This window comes from Gordonia zhenghanii (genome assembly GCF_021738965.1).
Lineage (GTDB): Bacteria > Actinomycetota > Actinomycetes > Mycobacteriales > Mycobacteriaceae > Gordonia > Gordonia zhenghanii.
This window is the reverse complement of record NZ_JAKKOQ010000016.1, coordinates 56,956-74,309: the sequence shown is the minus strand read 5'-3', so window position 1 is coordinate 74,309 and position 17,354 is coordinate 56,956. Positions and strand designations below refer to the sequence as shown.

15 protein-coding genes are annotated in these 17,354 nt (G+C 66.2%); 13 read left to right on the top strand and 2 right to left on the bottom strand.

The genetic code is table 11. The annotated features are described in order from the left end of the window. Positions 1–11: 11 nt before the first annotated feature. From L5G32_RS16730 to L5G32_RS16685, 10 genes are all read left to right on the top strand, one after another. Entirely contained in the window at positions 12–1,214 is a 1,203-nt protein-coding gene (locus tag L5G32_RS16730; protein WP_237012211.1) for an acyl-CoA dehydrogenase family protein, read from the top strand. Then, positions 1,211–1,963: an SDR family NAD(P)-dependent oxidoreductase gene (locus tag L5G32_RS16725; RefSeq protein ID WP_237012210.1), complete on the top strand. Its 753-nt coding sequence runs from the start codon at positions 1,211–1,213 to the stop codon at positions 1,961–1,963. Before L5G32_RS16730 ends, L5G32_RS16725 begins: the two co-directional genes overlap by 4 nt. Before the next feature lie 27 nt (positions 1,964–1,990). Continuing rightward, positions 1,991–2,755, top strand: coding sequence for an SDR family NAD(P)-dependent oxidoreductase (locus L5G32_RS16720; protein WP_237012209.1), 765 nt, complete (start codon positions 1,991–1,993; stop codon positions 2,753–2,755). Between the two features lie 70 nt (positions 2,756–2,825). Then, positions 2,826–4,313: a class I adenylate-forming enzyme family protein gene (locus L5G32_RS16715; RefSeq protein WP_237012208.1), complete on the top strand. Its 1,488-nt coding sequence runs from the start codon at positions 2,826–2,828 to the stop codon at positions 4,311–4,313. Between the two features lie 9 nt (positions 4,314–4,322). Next, entirely contained in the window at positions 4,323–4,658 is a 336-nt protein-coding gene (locus L5G32_RS16710) for an EthD family reductase (RefSeq protein WP_237012207.1), read from the top strand. Further along, positions 4,655–5,668, top strand: coding sequence for an MBL fold metallo-hydrolase (locus L5G32_RS16705; RefSeq protein ID WP_237012206.1), 1,014 nt, complete (start codon positions 4,655–4,657; stop codon positions 5,666–5,668). Before L5G32_RS16710 ends, L5G32_RS16705 begins: the two co-directional genes overlap by 4 nt. A 322-nt stretch (positions 5,669–5,990) precedes the next feature. Beyond that, complete coding sequence (locus L5G32_RS16700; RefSeq protein WP_237012205.1) at positions 5,991–7,031, top strand: ABC transporter substrate-binding protein; 1,041 nt, start codon at positions 5,991–5,993, stop codon at positions 7,029–7,031. Between the two features lie 58 nt (positions 7,032–7,089). Next, positions 7,090–8,247, top strand: a complete 1,158-nt coding sequence (locus tag L5G32_RS16695; RefSeq protein WP_237012204.1) for an ABC transporter ATP-binding protein — start codon at positions 7,090–7,092, stop codon at positions 8,245–8,247. Beyond that, a complete protein-coding gene (locus L5G32_RS16690; RefSeq protein ID WP_372491713.1) occupies positions 8,244–9,950 on the top strand; it encodes an ABC transporter permease in 1,707 nt (568 codons plus the stop codon). Before L5G32_RS16695 ends, L5G32_RS16690 begins: the two co-directional genes overlap by 4 nt. Before the next feature lie 34 nt (positions 9,951–9,984). Then, on the top strand, positions 9,985–10,749 hold the full coding sequence (locus L5G32_RS16685; RefSeq protein WP_237012203.1) for an SDR family NAD(P)-dependent oxidoreductase: 765 nt from the start codon (positions 9,985–9,987) through the stop codon (positions 10,747–10,749). Between the two features lie 81 nt (positions 10,750–10,830). Here the strand turns inward: L5G32_RS16685 and L5G32_RS16680 are convergent, their stop codons facing one another. Further along, positions 10,831–11,889, bottom strand: coding sequence for an alcohol dehydrogenase catalytic domain-containing protein (locus tag L5G32_RS16680; protein ID WP_237012202.1), 1,059 nt, complete (start codon positions 11,887–11,889; stop codon positions 10,831–10,833). 107 nt (positions 11,890–11,996) lie between these two features. Between L5G32_RS16680 and L5G32_RS16675 the strand changes: the two genes are divergently transcribed. The 3 genes from L5G32_RS16675 to L5G32_RS19420 are packed head-to-tail and all read left to right on the top strand — an operon-like array spanning position 11,997 to position 16,318. Continuing rightward, complete coding sequence (locus tag L5G32_RS16675) at positions 11,997–13,037, top strand: ABC transporter substrate-binding protein (protein WP_237012201.1); 1,041 nt, start codon at positions 11,997–11,999, stop codon at positions 13,035–13,037. Positions 13,038–13,068: 31 nt separating this feature from the next. Continuing rightward, on the top strand, positions 13,069–14,391 hold the full coding sequence (locus tag L5G32_RS16670; protein ID WP_265739129.1) for an FAD-dependent oxidoreductase: 1,323 nt from the start codon (positions 13,069–13,071) through the stop codon (positions 14,389–14,391). After that, positions 14,384–16,318: an oxidoreductase gene (locus tag L5G32_RS19420; RefSeq protein WP_237012200.1), complete on the top strand. Its 1,935-nt coding sequence runs from the start codon at positions 14,384–14,386 to the stop codon at positions 16,316–16,318. The genes L5G32_RS16670 and L5G32_RS19420 overlap by 8 nt, the downstream gene beginning before the upstream one ends. Before the next feature lie 303 nt (positions 16,319–16,621). Here L5G32_RS19420 and L5G32_RS16660 read toward each other — a convergent pair whose 3' ends face one another. Next, positions 16,622–17,257, bottom strand: coding sequence for a TetR/AcrR family transcriptional regulator (locus L5G32_RS16660; RefSeq protein WP_237012199.1), 636 nt, complete (start codon positions 17,255–17,257; stop codon positions 16,622–16,624). Positions 17,258–17,354 lie beyond the last annotated feature (97 nt).

Here is a 17,354-nt window from a genome sequence, read left to right as displayed (position 1 = left end):
AGCCAGCGACGATGGACTTCTCACTCTCGCCCCGCACAGCAGAGCTCGCCGAACAGATCGAAGAGTTCATGACCGAGCTGGTCTATCCGGCCGAAGCGGTCTACGACTCGCAGATCGCGGCGAACGACAATCCGCACGAGCAGCCGCAGATCATGCGCGACCTTCAGGCGAAAGCTCGCGAGCGCGGGCTCTGGAATCTGTTCATGACGCACGACGGGCTCGGCGCAGGAATCACGAACCTGGAGTACGCCCCGCTCGCCGGAATCATGGGCAGGTCGATCATCGGCAACGAGGTGTTCAACTGCTCGGCGCCGGACACCGGCAACATGGAGATCCTCGCCCTCTACGGCACCGAAGCGCAGAAGGAGCGGTGGCTCCGCCCTCTCCTGAACTGTGAGGTCCGGTCCGCGTTCGCGATGACCGAGCCGGAAGTGGCGTCGTCGGACGCCCGCAACATCACCTCCACGATCACCCGCGACGGCGACGAGTACGTCCTCAACGGCCGGAAGTGGTACACCTCCGGTGTCCTCGACCCAGACTGCACGCTGATGATCTTCATGGGCAAGTCTGATCCGGACGCCCTGGCGTACCGGCAGCAGAGCATGATCCTTGTCCCTATGGACGCGCCGGGTGTCGAGGTGGTGCGTGATCTGCCGATGTTCGGCTTCACCGATCGCCTCGGCCACGGCGAGGTCACGTTCACCGACGTCCGCGTCCCCGTGTCGAACATGCTCGGCGAGGAGGGTGACGGGTTCGCCATCGCTCAGGGCCGTCTCGGGCCGGGCCGCATGCACTACGCGATGCGGGCCATCGGCATGGCCGAGCGAGCACTGCAGATGATGTGCGAGCGTGCGGCGAGCCGCATCGCCTTCGGCGGACCGCTGTCGGACCAGGGTGTGGTCCGGGAGTGGATCGCCCGCAGCCGTATCGAGATCGACCAGATCAACCTGCTGGTGATGAAGGCCTCGTGGCTGATGGACACCCAGGGGAACGCCGCGGCCCGGTCCGAGGTCGCGGCGATCAAAGTCGCAGCGATGGAGGTCGCGCATCACGTGGTCGACCGAGCGGTGCAGACCTTCGGTGCCGCAGGCGTCAGCAACGACACGGTCCTCGCCCGCCTGTACGCGATCACCCGCGCGTTGCAGATCGCCGACGGCCCGAACGAAGTCCATCTGCGCACCGTCGCTCGACTGGAAGTGAAGAAGTACAAATGAGCACAGATCTGACCGGCAAGGTGGCGCTCGTCACGGGCGCGAGTCGCGGACTCGGCCTGGCGATCGCCCGTGGATTGAAGGACGCCGGAGCCACCGTCATCGTCTCCAGCCGCAAGATCGAGGGATGCACCGAAGCGGTGGCCGCCCTCGGCGACGGACCGGGGAGCGCGTACCCGCTGGCCCTGCACGTCGGCGACTGGGAATCGCTCGAACCGGCCGTCGATGGAATCATCGAGAGGTTCGGACGGCTGGACATCCTGGTCAACAACGCCGGGATCGCCCCCCTCGCAGAGAACCTCATGGCGGTCTCGGAGAAGCTCTGGGACAAGACGATCGAGGTCAACGTCAAGGGCCCGTTCCGCCTCATGGCCGTGGTCGGAGACCGAATGCGCGAGGCGGGCGGCGGATCGATCATCAACATCTCCAGCATCGGCGCGGTCCGGCCGAGCCCGGCCGAAGCGATGTACGCGGCCGCGAAGAACGGGCTGAACGCGCTGACGCAGGCCTTCGCGCAGGAGTATGCGCCGACGGTTCGGGCGAACTGTGTGATGCCCGGCAGCTTCGCCACCGATATGGCCGAGAACTGGGACGACGAGTTCATCGGGCTCGTCACCAACCGGCTCCCGGCAGGACGCCTCGGTCGACCCGAGGAGATCGCAGGCCTCGTGACGTATCTGGCGGGCGACGAATCGACCTACACCACCGGGGCTCTCATCCCGGTGGACGGCGGCCGCACGGCCGTCTACTGACCGAGAGGAAGACCATTGTCTCGTCCCATGTCTTCGCCCCACCCGCTGTTCGATCTGAGTGGACGGACGGCCGTGGTCACCGGCGCCTCGTCGGGTCTGGGCGCCGGGTTCGCCGCGACGCTGGCCGACGCGGGCGCACGAGTCTTCGCCGCTGCGCGACGCGCGGACCGCTTGACCGAGCTGGCCGACCAGCACGAGGGCATCGTCCCGGTGCAGTGTGATGTCACCGTCGAAGCCGATCGTCGGGAGCTCATCGACACGGCGCGTTCGGCCTCCGGCAAGGTCGACATCCTCGTCAACAACGCGGGCAAGCCGGGACCGCCGAACGCGGAGCAGGAGACTGAAGAGGAGTTCAAGTCGCTCATCGACCTGAACCTCTACGCAGGCTTCCGTCTCGCGACGTACCTGGTCGAGACCCTGCCAGAGGAGGCTTCGGCGTCGATCATCAACGTGTCGTCGGTGATCGGTCTGGTCTCCACCGCCCCGATCGGTGGGGCCTCGTATGCGGCGTCGAAGGCTGGAGCGCTGGGCGTCACCCGTGAGCTGGCAGGCCAATGGGGGCGGCGCGGTGTCCGAGTGAACGCCGTCGTTCCAGGCTGGTTCGACACCGAGATGACCGACGGCCTGTTCGCGAACGAGAAGTCCGCAGGGTGGGTCCGCCGGAACACGATGATGGGGCGTGGTGGGCGACCGGGCGAGGTCGATGGCGCCGTCCTCTTCCTCGCCAGTGATTCCTCGTCGTACGTCACAGGGCAGTCGGTGATCGTCGACGGCGGCTGGACGGCCCGTTGATGTCACAAGCTTGTACTTTCGATTGGATTGCGACGGTCGGGGCGCTCTGCTCCGGCCGAGATGAGGTGACATGCAGACACTTGCACAGGAATTGCTGAAGAGACGGGCAGAGACACCCGACGAGGTCGTGGTCGTCGACCCGGCCGGCGAGCACACGATCGATGAGATCATGACCGCGGCCACACGCATCGCAGGCCTGATTGCCGAGCACAGCGAGAACGCGCCGACCGCCGTAGTTCAGGCCGACAACACCTGGCAGACGGTGGCGCTGGTCGCCGCCGTCGGCCTGCGGGGCGGACTGGTAGCGGTGATCAGCCCGCACGCCACCGAATCGGAGTTCGGGCTCGCGATCGAAGACATCGACCCCGATGTCGTGATCGCCGCGGACCGCGTCCTCGAACACTGGGGAGTCGACACGGCGTCGTTCGCCGCCCGACTCGGCGTCGAGGGTGGTCGGACGGTGCTCGCGGCGTCGGAGATCCGAGGAGTCGAGCGGTGGGGCGACGGACGGGTGATCGCGATGACCTCCGGGTCGACTGGCCGTGCTAAGTGCGTCGTCCAGTCCGAGGCGGCGCTGCGCTATGCGGCACGGAGCACCGTCGACGCGAACGGCCTGGTCCGTGGCGACCGCATCGGAGCATTCGTTCCGCTGTCGTCTGTCGCCGCGATCTGCTTCGGCATGTACCTGCCGATGTACCTGGGCGGCACGATGGTGTGCATCGAGAAGTGGACGCCGGCGGCAGGCCTCGCCGCGATGCACGACGAGCGAGTCGCATGGACGATGCTGGTGCCGACTATGGCGCTCCAGTTGTCGGTCGTCGCGGGCGCCGACCAGCCGCTCAGCGAGATGAAGGCGATGACCGTCGGCGGCGGACCGATGAACATCCGAGCGCTGCATGACGCCGAGGTCAAGCTCGGCACGACGTTCCTCCGAGTGTTCGGCATGTCCGAGTGCCTCGGCCACACGACTCCGCTGCCGACCGATGCCGTCGACGTGCGGTTGGGTCGCGACGGCCGGCCCTTCCCCGGAACGACGGTTCGCGCCGTCGATGAAGACGGGAAGGTCACCGCGCCGGGCCTCGTCGGAGATGCACAGGTCAAGGGGCCCTCGATGTTCGTCGGGTACGCCCGCGGCGGTGTCCCGGATCCGCCGGAGCTTACCGCCGACGGCTTCCTGCCGACCGGTGATCTGGTCGAGATCGACGACGACGGTTACCTGCTCGTGATGGGCAGGCAGAAGCAGATCATCATTCGCGGTGGCCGCAATATCGACATCAACGAGGTCGAGAGTGCCGTTGCGGCGCTACCGGGTGTCGTACAGGCCTGCATCGTTCCGGTACCCGATGACATGCTCGGCGAGCGCGTAGCCGCGCTCATCGTGTCCGACGGTCAGCCGGTGACGCTGGAATCGGTGACCGGGCAACTGGATGAGGCGGGCTTCCCCCGATTCAAATGGCCCGAGTACGTGTTCGAGGTGGAAGACCTGCCGCAGAATCGGGTCGGCAAGCTCTCGCGTCCCGACGCCGTCGAGATCGCTCGTCGGCTGGCTCAACCCTAAGGAGACCGAATGTACAACCTGATGGTTCTCGCCTCGCGGCCGAGCGACTGGACTCACGACCAGTTCATCGAATGGTGGCGCGGCGAGCATGCCGACGTGACCTACCCGCTGCCCGGACTGCTGCGCTGGCAGCACACCGAGATCACCGAGGGCATCGACGAGAAGTCGTCCGCCTGGGATGGACTGTCCATTCTGTCGTTCGAGTCTCGCGAGGCGCTGGACGCCGCACTCAAGAGCCCGGAGTGGGCCGTCGCCGTCAAGCACGTGGGAGCGATGCGCGGCCGCCGGATGATCTGGTACGGCGACGAGAAGACGATGGTGCCCTTCCAGACACCGAGCGAATGAGCAGCGCCGCATGGCGTGAACCCGGGTGCCATCCGGTGGTCGACGGGGTCTTCCGGATCCCGCTCGACCTCCCCCAGGATGGCCTGCGCGCGGTGAACGTCTATGCGCTGGAGACCGACGCCGGGCTCGCCTTGATCGACGGCGGATGGCACCGCGACGACACGCACCGGGAACTCGCCGACGCGCTGGCCTCGATCGGGCGAAGCCCGTCAGAGATCCACGACGTGTTCGTGACTCACAGCCACCGGGACCACTACACGTTCGCAGTGGAACTCCGGAGGCGGTACGGCACCCGGGTCCATCTCGGTGCAGCCGAGGGGCCCGGCCTGGCCGCGATCGCTCGCTTGAACAACAACGTCCCCGAGGCGTCGCTGCGTGAGGCGCGGCGTGCCGGCGCGGGCGACCTCGCCGATGCCATGTACGCGGCCACGGTGGACGAGCCGTTCGACATAGCCGACTGGGAGGCGCCGGATTCGTGGCTCACCGGTGGCGTCCTGGATCTGCCCGGCCACCGGATCGAAGCGGTGGAGACCCCTGGCCACACCAAGGGGCACCTCGTCTTTCACGACTTGGACACTCCGATCGCCTACACCGGCGACCACATTCTGCCGACGATCACGCCGTCGATCGGGTTCGAACTCGGCGACTGGGATCTGCCGCTGGGCAAGTTCCTGGCGTCGCTGGAGATGATGGTCGACGACAAGCGGGTCATCGCGCCGGCGCACGGTGCGGTCGGGGGAGAGGTCGGCGAGCGTGCGCGAGCCCTGCTCGAGCACCACGCGGGCAGATTCGCCGAAATCGAGGAGTTGCTCGCGGGCGGGGATCGGGTCACCGGACTGGACGTCGCCCGGTATCTGCCGTGGACTCGGCGGCGAGTGCCATTCACTGCTCTCGATACGTTCAACCAGTTGGTTGCGGTCTGCGAGACGATGGCCCATCTGGACGTGCTCGCGGCTCGGGGGACAGCGCATGTGCACGACCGTGACGGGATCGACGTGTTCCGGATCTGACGTCTCACGCACCAGGCCACCCGGGCTCTGCGGACCGCAGAGTTCGGGTGGTTTCGGCCTGTTCCGGGCGTCGAGGGGCAGCACTGACTCGAGCGAGGGGACGAATGTGTTCGAACTCTTTTCGAGTTCGTATCGTGATTGACACCACTTCAACTGCCGTATACATTTCTACATGAACTGAGGTCGGTTCAGGTCTGGTTCGCAAGGACGGCGAAGGAGTTTCTCCGGGCCGTTGTCGAAGGCGGGGGCGAATGGGGCCGGTGCTTCGGCTCATTCGAACGAAACGTGCTCCGCGGGAGTACGCGAACGAAAGTAGGAAGCAATGCGCAAGTTCAATCGCGGGTTGGCAGTGGTGGCGGGCGCCTTCGCCATCCTGACGGCCTCCGCGTGCGGCAGCAGCGACGATTCCTCGTCCGGCCCGGTCGACGGGTCCTGGGAGGACGTCATCGCCGGCGCCGAATCCGAGGGCAGCGTGATGCTGTACTCCAGCCAGAAGCCCGCGAACCTGGAAGCGCTCGAAGCCGCGTTCGAGGCGAAGTACCCGAAGATCGACATGGAGTTCGTCCGCGGCACCGACCCGGACATCAACCCGAAGGTCGAGACCGAGAACAAGACCGGCAAAGGCATCGCCGACGTCCACATGCAGACTGACACCGCGTGGATGAACGCGGCGGCGGAGTCGGGTACCTACTCGACCGATCTCGTCGGTCCGTCATTCCGGGCCGCCGACTTCGCGCCGGACAAGAGCCTGATCAACGACAGGTTCGCGATCACCAGTGCGGCGGTGTTCGCCCTCGGCTGGAACACGAACGCCGTGCCGGAGGGTCTGGCGACCGCGACCGACGTGATCAACCCCGCGCACAAGGGGAAGATCGGAATCATGAATCCGACCGGTATCGCGTCGTACGTCGACATGTACCGGTACTTCGCCGAGACCTACGGCGAGGACTACTGGAATAAGATCGCAGCTCTCCAGCCGCGGGTCTATCCCAGTGCTCTCGGAGTCGCGCAGGCACTGACCTCGGGCGAGATCGTGGCGGCGCCTTCGGTGCAGCCGTTGGTCACCGAGATGGACAGCGGTGCGCCCGTCGACTGGAAGCTCGCGGAGAAGCCGTGGGGCACCCCGTGGTACACCCACGCTCTGAGCGTTGCGCCCCACCCCAATGCAGCACAGCTGCTCGCGGACTTCATGGTCACGCGGGAGGGGCAGACCGCGCTCAACTCGGGTTACGCGGCCGTCCTGCCCGATATCCCCGGCGCAGTCGCTCGTACCCAGAGCATCACGATGCCCGCAACGGACAATCTGACTCCGGAAGACATCCAGAAGTACTCCCAGCAGTGGTCGGAGCTGTTCCAGAACTGAGCCGACACTGCGCGTGACGGCCGGTGCACGTTATTCCCATGAAGGTTGAGAGATTCCAATGACTTCCCGATTCACAGTTTCACAGCTGGTCAAACGATTTGGCGACAACACCGTCGTCGACAACCTCGACCTGGACATCGAGGACGGCGAGTTCCTCGTCCTCCTCGGACCGTCCGGCTGTGGAAAGACCACGACACTCCGCTGTCTCGCCGGACTCGAGACCCCGCAGGGCGGGTCGATCTCGTTCAAGGGCACCCCGGTGTACGACGAGGACACCAAGCTCAACACCCCCGCGTACAAGCGCAACGTTGGCATGGTCTTCCAGTCGTACGCGCTGTGGCCGCATATGACGGTCCGCAAGAACATCGCGTACCCGCTGAAGGCGCGCAAGAAGCGGGCCGAACTCTCCGACGGCACCATCGAGAAGGCTGCGGCGATGGTCGACTGCGGCGGACTCCTCGACCGCTACCCGTCGCAGTTGAGCGGTGGTCAGCAGCAGCGCGTCGCCGTCGCTCGCGGGCTCGTCGCCCAGCCCGACCTCGTCCTCTTCGACGAGCCGCTCTCGAACCTCGATGCGCGGCTGCGTGATCAGGTTCGGCTGCAGATCCACCGTCTGCACCAGGAACTCGGATTCACCGCGGTGTTCGTCACCCACGATCAGTCCGAGGCGCTTGCGCTGGCGGATCGCATCGCGATCATGAAGTCCGGCAAGATCGAGCAGTACGCGGATCCGGAGACCATCTACGAGCAGCCAGTCTCGGAGTACGTCGCTGCGTTCACCGGAATGTCGAACCGCATCGAGCTCCGTCGCGGTCAGCACGGTTGGGAGACCCTCGCAGGCGACGTCGTTGATCTGAGCGGCGCGCCGAAATCACGCGTCGCCGAGCATGCGAGCGAGGCGGTCGCGCGACTGCGGCCGGACGACCTCGAACTGGCCTTCACCCGCGATCAGCTTCCTGCCGGTTGCGTCCCGCTCGACGCGACACTCGTCGACTTCGAATACGGCGGCCGACACTACGATGTCACCGTCGACGTGGCGGGCGAGCAGCTGGCCCTCCGGGCGTCTTCGGCAGAGTTCGGCGCCTCACTGAAGAAGGCTGTGCCGGGCGAGAACCTCCTTGTCGGTTTCGAACCGTCGGCGCTGCGCGTGTTCGCGGCCGGTGGCGACGGCGCGAACGACTCGGTGTCGATGGCGGCCGCGGGCGGTGCGCGATGACGGCGCCGACCGGATCGCGGGGGACGGCACTCCGCCGTCTGCTGGCTTCGCCGCACACGCGGATGCGTGCGGTATACATCGTCATTCTTCTGGTTCTCGGCTACCTCGTCGTTCTTCCGCTGATACGTCTGCAGTCGCTCGCGCTCGAAGACGGTGCGCAGGGATACAAGAGCCAGTACGGCCGCTACGACATCGCCGACACGATCTGGACCACGGTGTGGCTCGCTCTCGGATCGCTCGTCATCGCGATGGTCTTCGGGACGCTGCTCGCGTACGCGACGAGCCGAATGCCGGCGCGGTGGGGCTTCCTGAAGATGGTGCCGATCCTCCCGATCGTCATGCCCGCCGTCGCCAACATCGTGGGCTGGGCGTTCCTGCTCTCGCCCGGGCCCGGCTACCTCAACATTCTGCTGCGCAAGCTCCCCTGGTGGAGTGGATCGGATACTGGCCCGGTCGACGTATACACGGTGCCGTGGATCATCGTCATCACCGGTCTGAGTCTGACGTCGTTCGTGTACTTGTTCGTCAGTGCCGGTATGGACAACATCAGCGCCGAGCATCTCGAGGCCGCACAGATCAGTGGTTCGTCGACGATCGGCGTCTTCTTCCGTGTGGTGCTGCCGCTGCTGCGTCCGTCGCTGATCTACGGGGCCGGTATCGCGTTCCTGATGGGTGTCGGACAGTTCACGGGTCCGCTGCTGCTCGGCCAGAACAACGGAGTCAACGTTCTCACCACCGACATGTACCGACGCGTGTCGGAGTCGCCAGCCGACTTCGCCGCGGCTGCTGCAGGCGGCGCACCCCTGGTGATCCTGGGCATCGTCATCGTGTTGGCGCAGAAGGTCCTCCTGGGCAACCAGAACCGGTTCGTCACCCACGGCGGCAAGGCCTTCGCTCCGACGGTGACCCGGGCTCGCTGGGCGACGGTCACGGTGGTCGTCTACGGACTGTTCGCGCTGGTCATTCCGCTCATCGGTCTGATCATCGTGTCGTTGACCCCGTACTGGTCTGGCTCGCTCTCGTGGAGCATGTTCACGCTGGACAACTTCCGGTCGCTGTTCGACAACAGCGCAGTCATCGAGTCGATCGTGACAAGTATCGTCACCTCGATCGCCGCCGTCGCGATCTGCATCCCGATCGGTTACATGATGGCGAACCTGCTGGTGCGTGGTCGTCGGTTCAAGATCCTGGCGATCCTCGGTGATCTGATCACGGCGTTGCCGCTTGGCATCCCCGCGGTGATCTTCGGCGTCGGATTCCTCCTGACCTACACCGAGCCGCCGCTGATCCTGTACGGCACACGAGCGGTGATCATCCTGGTGTACGTCGTGTTGATGGTGCCGTTCTCGACGCGTCTCCAGATGACGTCGATGCTGGCGCTGGGCGACCAGTACTACGAGGCCTCGTCGACCAGTGGTGCGTCTCCGTTCATCACCAACGTGAAGATCATGATGCCGCTCATGCGGCCGGCGATCCTCAGTGCGGTGGCGCTCATGTTCATCCTCCTGACTCACGAGTTCGCTGCCTCGCTACTCGTACGTGCGTCCACGACTCAGGTTATGGGCACCCTGCTGTACGACATGTGGCAGAACGGCTCGTATCCCGAGGTGGCGGCGATGGCACTGCTGATGACGGCGGTGACCACTGCAGGCGTCGGCCTCGCGATGCTCGTCGGCGGCCGGAACGTCCTCAGCAAGCTCTGACTGCGCCCCGACTTTAAGAACGGAGATCGTTTACATGGCAATCGGATCCACTCGCCTTGAGGGCAAGATCGCCCTCGTGACCGGAACCACGGGCGGTATCGGCGTCGAGATCGCGCGCCGACTGGCGCAGGAAGGCGCCTCGGTCGTCGTGACCGATATCGCCGGCGCACCGGTCGCGGAGTTCGCCGAGGGTCTCGGCGGTACGGGAACGCACTCGCATTCCGCGCTCGACGTCGCCCTCGAATCGGACTGGGAATGCGTGGTCGCCGAGGTAGCCGACCGTTACGGTCGTCTCGATGTGGTGGTGAACAACGGTGCGATCGGCAGTCTGGAAACAGTGGTCGACGAGACGCGCGAGAAGTACGACCAGGTGATCGCTGTCGGTCAGACCGGCACCTGGCTGGGTATGAAGCACGCGGGCGCGCTGATCGAGCGCAGCGGGGGCGGTTCGGTCGTGAACATGTGTTCCATCCTCGGCACGGTGGGCGGGCTGGGCAACAGCGTGGCCTATGCGGCGGCGAAGGGGGCGGTGCGGACGATGACTAAGAACGCCGCACTCCACTGGGCCCAGCGCGGGGTGCGCGTCAATTCGATCCACCCGGGATTCATCGGGACCGCCCAGTTGAAGGAGCGACACGAGGGCAGCGAGCGCCACCGCGCGATGCTCGCGAACACGCCGATGGGGCGGTTGGGCCAACCGGAGGAGGTCGCCGCCGCCGTCGCGTTCCTGGCCGGTGACGACTCGCGTTTCATCACAGGTACCGAGATCTACGTCGACGGTGGATGGACCTGCGCTTAGTTGACGATCGGTTGACCGATGCGCTGATGAATCGAGCGGGCCCCGTCGAATGGGCCCGCTCGATTCATCGGTCGTGATGGGTCAGGTCAGCGGCGGAGGCACGACGACTGCCCGCCCGGTGATCTCGCCTGCGTCGAGTCGGCGATAGACCTCGAGGGCCTCGGCGAGCGGAAACACCGCGGCCTCCGCCGCGATGCCGCCCTGCGCGGCGACGTCGACGACCTCGGAGAGGTGACGGGCGGGCCCCCAGAACGGTGCCTGGACACGCCAGCCGGATGCGAGTCCGAGGTGCTTGCCGAGCGTCAGCTCCCCGCCCGCAGTTCCGACGACGACGAAGCGTCCGCCGGGGGCGAGAGCAGCGAGCCCCGGAGTCATCGTCGACTGGTGACCTGCGAAGTCGAAGACGATGTCGGCCAGCGATCCATCGAGCACCTCCGGCAACGAGGTACCCGCGCGGTCGGCTCCGAGTTCGCGGGCGAAGGCGATGGCGGACTCGCGGTTGTCGACCGCGCATACCGTGCCGGCGCCCATCCTCTTGAGCAGTTGAACCGCGATGTGGCCGAGTCCTCCGACTCCGATCACCCCGACGACGCTCTTCTCGTCGATGATGTCGCGGTGCTCGGCGATGGCGTGGAACGCCGTCAGACCGGCATCGGCGAGCGGAGCGGCCTGTACGGGGTCGAGGTCGCCGATCCGGACGAGGTGTCGGGTGCTCGGCACCAGCATCGCCTGGGCGAGTCCGCCGTCGAAGCCCAGACCATTGCCGATCGGCGTCCGTCGTCCCGCTGCGTCCGGCAACAGTCGCACGCAGTAGTTCTCACGACCCCGAGTGCAGTTCGGGCACGAGCCGCATCCCCAGATTCCGTGCACCACAACGCGTTCCCCGACCCAGCCGACGTCGCCGGGATCGCCGACCTCGATGACCTCGCCGACCACCTCGTGTCCGAGCGTCATCGGCAGGGGATAGGCGAAGTCGTCGGGGCCTGCCGCCATGACGTGCAGATCGGACCGGCAGACGCCTGCCGCGAGGACGCCGATCACCACCTCGGTCCCGACTGGAGTCGGAACCGGGACCTCGCGCAATTCGGGTGGTCGACCCCAGGCGGCGAGCTGGACGGCAAGCATGGTGCGGGCTGGCATGGGTTGAGCTCCTTCGACGACGTCTACAGTTGCACGGTCGGCTGTTGACAGCGAGTGTGTCCTGACTTACAGTGCTGAACTGAAATCAGTTTAGCAAGGAGTCGTCCATGAAGTCCTTCATTCGCGGTCTCGGTGCGTTGGTCGCGACCGGTGGACTGATCCTCGGCGGGGTCGCCTGCGGTTCGGACTCGGCCGCGCCCGGTCCGGTCTCCGGCTCGTGGGACGAAGTCGTCGCCGCTGCGGAGCAGGAGGGCTCGGTGCACCTGTACTCCACGCAGCATCCGGACAACCTGGCGAAGCTGAAGGCGGCGTTCGAGAAGGAGCACCCCGGGATCTCGATGGAGTTCACCCGCGGTACCGACGTCGAGATCAATCCGCGAGTCGAGACCGAGCACCGAACGGGTAAGGGCACCGCGGACGTGCACATGTCGTCCGATCCGGCGTGGGTTACCGCAGCCGCGGAGTCCGGTGACTACTCCACGCCCGTCGTCGGTCCGAACTTCGACGCGGCCGACTTTCGGATCGGCGATGCAGTCCTCAACGACACGTTTTTCCTGAGCAGCGGCGCCGCCTTCGCGATGGGATGGAACACCGATGCGCTGCCGAAGGGCCTCGCTGATCCTCGCGCGATGCTCGACGATTCGCTGCGGGGCAAGATCGGTGTCATCGACCCGGCGGGCTTCGCGGCCGTGGTCGACGAGTACCGGTTCTTCGATGAGCACTGGGGATCAGACTTCACCGACCGGCTCGCGGCCCTCGAGCCGAGGATCTACCCGAGCGCGCTGGGGGCCGCGCAGGCGTTGACTTCCGGTGAGGTCGTGGCCACCCCGATGGTGCAGCCGCTGATCAAGGAGATGAACGCCGGCGCGCCGGTCGACTGGCGTCTGGCCGACGAGTTCTGGGGAACGCCGTGGTACAGCCACGTCCTGTCGGCGGCTCCGCACCCGAACGCCGCGCAGGTGCTCGCGAACTTCATCGTGAGCCGGGACGGGCAGATCGCGCTGTCGCAGGGATACGCGTCGGCGCTCCCTGACATCCCCGGCGCCGTCGCTCGTGCACAGGACATTCCGCTGCCGGACATCGCGGGGCTTACCTCGGAGTCGGTCGAGCGGTTCCAGCAGGAGTGGAGCAGCAAGTTCACCAATTGATTCGAATATTTTCACGAAAGGAACCAGGATTTTGAAGAGCGAGTACGAACTGATCGTCGTCGGCGGCGGTATGGCCGGGCTCACCGCGGGAGCGCGCGCAGCCACGGCGGGGGCCTCGGTTCTCGTCGTCGAATCGGGCGAGGGCGTCGGCGGGTCGGCGCGTTACGCGGGGTACGTGTGGACCGCGCCGACGTACGAGGTAATGGACGCGGAGAATTCCGGTGGCGATGTGGACCTGCGGCACGCGCTGGTCGACGGCTTCGCCGAGGGCGTCGAATGGATCGCATCGCTCGGCGTCGAGATCGGACAGGAGCAGCGGATCCTGGACTTCGGTGGTCGCGGCCACGCCTTCGACACGAATCAGTATGTCGACCTGTGTCGGCAGCGGATCGTCGAGCGCGGCGGCGACGTCGTGCTGCGGTCGGAGGTCACCGAACTGATCGTCGACGACGGAGCGGTCACCGGGGTCGTCGTGTCGTCGGGCGGTGCACAGTTGAGCGTCGCGTCGCGGTACGTCCTGCTCGCCACCGGCGGTTTCCAGGGCGACCCAGAGATGCGGCGCCGACTCATGGGCGAAGCGGAGGCTGCGATGCCTCTCCGGTCCAATCCGCGCAGCACCGGAGCGGGCTACCGGTTAGCCGAGTCGGTCGACGCGGCCACCGGGTTCGACGACGCCGGGTTCTACGGACATCTCATCCCGAGCAATGTCGACTTCACCGACGAGGACTTTGTCGCGATGTCGCTGTACTCGAGTGAGCACAGCATTCTGATCAACCTAGACGGGGAGCGCTTCGTCGATGAGACGATCGGCGACCACATCAGTGCGAATGCACTCGCCGCACAGCGCGAGTCGCGTGCGCTCATGGTGTTCGACGAGCGGGTGTACAACGATTGGGTGCTCACCTCGTACGTCGACGGTGCGGTCGCGGTCGACAAGCTGACCGTCGCGAGCAGGCGCGGCGGCCGTGTCGGCAAGGCCGACACGCTCGACGAGTTCGAGTACCTGCCCGAGGAATGGGGCTACAACGGTGCAGCGGTTGTGCGCGCCGTCGAGCAGTTCAACGCCGAGGTCGGCACCGACGCACTCGCACCGGGGCGGCTGCGCGATCAGGAGAGGCTGCTCATGGCTCCGTACTACGTGATCGAGACGATCCCGGCCATCACCTTCCCGTTCCACGGGGTTCGGATCGACGCACAGGCGCGCGTGCTGAACGCAGCAGGTGCGCCGATCCCGGGGCTGCTCGCGGCGGGCTCGGACACCGGCGGACTGTGGAAGCGCGCCTACGCGGGAGGCCTTGCATCGGCTCTGGTCTTCGGCAGTGCCGCGGCACGGACGGTGAGTGTGGGTGGCTGAGACTGATTTCCCCCACGTCTTCTCGCCGTTCGCACTCGGTGAGCTGACCCTGCGAAACCGGCTGGTCGCCCTCCCCGCCGGGACCAGCCTGGTCACCGACGGGGTGCCCGACCACGGCGACCTCGAGCACGTCGAGAGGCTTGCGTCCGGGGGCGTCGGCCTCATCGTCGGAGGGGCGACTGTGGTCCATCCGACGACGACTCTGCGGTCGCGCAAACTCATCGAAGCGTACAACGACGCGATCGTCCCGGCGACCGCGGAGAAGGTCGCGGCCGCGCATCGTCACGGTGCGCGGTACGTCACGCAACTCGTTCACCTGGGGCGGGAGTTCATCGGAGGGGAGTCGGATTCGGCTCCGGTGGCACCGTCCCCTATCAAGACGGTGCGTGACGCGTATCCGCCGCACGAGCTGACCGTTGGCGAGATCGACGACGTCGTCGAAGGCTGGCGGTCGTCGGCTGCGAATCTGGTCGCTGCCGGCGTCGACGGTATCGAGGTGCATGCCGCACACGGTTACCTCGTCGCGCAATTCATGTCGCCGCTCACCAATCGCCGCACGGACGAGTTCGGCGGAACCTTCGAGAATCGGATGCGGTTCACCCACCTCGTACTCGACGCGATCTCCTCCGAGATGGCCGCCGGGACCGTGCTCGGCGTCCGGCTCAGCGGCGAGGAGGAGATCCCCGGCGGTATGGGGATCGATGACTGCGTGGAGATCGCGCGCGACATCGCTGATCGAGGCGACGTCGCCTACTTCAGCGTCACCCACGGCACCCGCGGAAAGTATGTGAAGGATTCCACCGGCCCGGATGCGGTCGCAGTTCCGTCGGCATCGAGAGTGCGCGCCGCGACGGGCGTTCCGACACTGGTCGGCCAGCGGATCCGCGACGTGGCGACGGCCGAGCACGTCGTCAAGAACGGTCACGCCGACCTCGTCGGGATGGCACGTGCGTTGATCGCCGATCCACAGTTGCCCACCAAGTCCCGCGAGGGTCGTCTCCGGGAGATCCGCGGATGCCTCGGGGTGAACCAGGACTGCCGCGCCTTCGACCCGCACCTTCACTGTGCGGTGAACGCCGAGATCGGACGACCCCGGCATCCGAATGCGGGTTCGGTGGCCGAGCGCACGAAGACGGTGTACGTCGTCGGCGGCGGGCCCGCGGGGTTGGAGGCCGCCCGTGTGGCGGCCGAGCGCGGGCATCGAGTGAGTCTTTTCGAGGCCGCACCGGAACTTGGCGGCTCCGTCCGCATCGCCGCGTCCGCACCGCATCGGAGCACCCTGATCGATATCGTCGACTACCTGGGTAACGAGATGCGCAGGCTCGGAGTGGACGTGAACCTTGCGGCGCCGATCGCGCTCGACGACTTCCAGGAGATCCGGCATGTCGCCGACCACGTCGTCGTGGCGACGGGATCTCGGCCTGCCGACCTTCCGTCCGAGCTCACGGGTCGGACGGTGTTCACTGTCGACCAGGCGGTGATGGGGGGCATGTCGGACGACGCGGAGACCGTGGTCGTGTTCGATGACGGCGACGGGTTCTGGCCTGCCTACAACGCGGCCGAGGCGGTGGCGCGCAACGGTCGACGAGTTCACTTCGCCACGTCGCTGAGCGCGCTCGCGTCGAGGATTCCCGCCGAGAGCGTCGGCCCGTTGGTCGAGCGTCTCCGCGCAGCGGGCGTGCACTGTCACCTCGGACAGCGTCTTGCGGACGTGGACGGAGTGCTCACGCTCGAATCGGCGTTGACCGGCGGGCGACTCGCGCTGCCCGACGCCGCCGTGGTCTGGCACCAGCCGCGGCTGCCGCAGACTCCGTTCGGCCCGCTCGCCGGTTCGGCGGCGGGGTTGAGCGTGATCGGCGACTGTGTCAGTCCTCGACGGATCGGACATGCGATCTCCGAAGGCTATCGGGTCGGTATCGAGCTCTGACCGGGGAAGTTCACCGCTTCGAAATACGCGGTCACCGGATTAACGGAGGACGTCCGAAGCGAACTCGAACAATCCGGCCATGACCGAATCGGAGTGATCCCGGTGGCGTCTCGACGAACATTTGGGGCTCGGCGAATGGCGGCCCAGAGCCGTCCGACGATCTGGCGCGGGAGGTCTTGGCGCGTGAGCGCTCCTCGGCCGGAACAGGTCGGGCCAGCCGAGGTCGCAGAGCTGATCGTCGGCGGGCCGAACATCGACGCCACGGGGAGCCGAGCCCGTCGCATAGAGCCCTGTGAGGGTGTCTTATGTGGCGGCGACCATCCGGACCGCGGCCTCGGCCACGTTCCCGATCAGTTCGTGGAGCGACAACGGGCCGCTCGGTCGATACCAGCGCCATACGCTGACGACCGTGCCAAGCACGAATCGTGCGGTGATCACGGCATCCACGGAGGCGTCGAAGACTCCGGCATCCTGGCCCCGCTGGATCAGATCCGTCCAGTTCTGTTCGATCGACGATACGATTTCACGTGAGCGCTGCCGTTCGGCCTCCTCCTTCTCCGACTGACGCGGAGTCGCGAGGATGTCCATGTGGTTCTGCAGAATACGGCGCTGGAGAACGTCGAGAGGTTCGCCGTGCAATGACGCGGAGATCGCGCCGCGGAGAGCCTCAACGGGATCGGTGATGCCGGCAATGCCCTCCTCGAATCGAGTCACGGAATCGGTGAGCTCAACGCGCATGATGGTGAGCAGGCAATGGGCCTTGGACTCGAAGTAGTGATAAAGCGCCGTCTGTCCGATGCCGACCTCACCAGCGACGGACGCCCACTTCGTATGCTCGTATCCCTCCTTGCCGAACTGCTGCGTGGCGACTTCGAGAATACGGTTCCGCTTGGACCTGGGGCCATCGCTTTTGGCCTTATCGGCGGTTGTCGTGGACAAGGTGCCCCCTTCGAGAGTTAACGATTGTTAACTGGAATAGATAATCTGTGTCGACTCCATGTCGAGCGATTCTAACTGGGTTCGGTTCTGTAACCCG

Excerpts from the sequence above, each read along its gene's own strand:
- L5G32_RS16730 (WP_237012211.1), top strand. The coding sequence starts at position 12 with ATGGACTTCTCACTCTCGCCCCGCACAGCAGAGCTCGCCGAACAGATC.
- L5G32_RS16725 (WP_237012210.1), top strand. The coding sequence starts at position 1,211 with ATGAGCACAGATCTGACCGGCAAGGTGGCGCTCGTCACGGGCGCGAGT.
- L5G32_RS16720 (WP_237012209.1), top strand. The coding sequence starts at position 1,991 with ATGTCTTCGCCCCACCCGCTGTTCGATCTGAGTGGACGGACGGCCGTG.
- L5G32_RS16715 (WP_237012208.1), top strand. The coding sequence starts at position 2,826 with ATGCAGACACTTGCACAGGAATTGCTGAAGAGACGGGCAGAGACACCC.
- L5G32_RS16710 (WP_237012207.1), top strand. The coding sequence starts at position 4,323 with ATGTACAACCTGATGGTTCTCGCCTCGCGGCCGAGCGACTGGACTCAC.
- L5G32_RS16705 (WP_237012206.1), top strand. The coding sequence starts at position 4,655 with ATGAGCAGCGCCGCATGGCGTGAACCCGGGTGCCATCCGGTGGTCGAC.
- L5G32_RS16700 (WP_237012205.1), top strand. The coding sequence starts at position 5,991 with ATGCGCAAGTTCAATCGCGGGTTGGCAGTGGTGGCGGGCGCCTTCGCC.
- L5G32_RS16695 (WP_237012204.1), top strand. The coding sequence starts at position 7,090 with ATGACTTCCCGATTCACAGTTTCACAGCTGGTCAAACGATTTGGCGAC.
- L5G32_RS16690 (WP_372491713.1), top strand. The coding sequence starts at position 8,244 with ATGACGGCGCCGACCGGATCGCGGGGGACGGCACTCCGCCGTCTGCTG.
- L5G32_RS16685 (WP_237012203.1), top strand. The coding sequence starts at position 9,985 with ATGGCAATCGGATCCACTCGCCTTGAGGGCAAGATCGCCCTCGTGACC.
- L5G32_RS16680 (WP_237012202.1), bottom strand. The coding sequence starts at position 11,889 with ATGCCAGCCCGCACCATGCTTGCCGTCCAGCTCGCCGCCTGGGGTCGA.
- L5G32_RS16675 (WP_237012201.1), top strand. The coding sequence starts at position 11,997 with ATGAAGTCCTTCATTCGCGGTCTCGGTGCGTTGGTCGCGACCGGTGGA.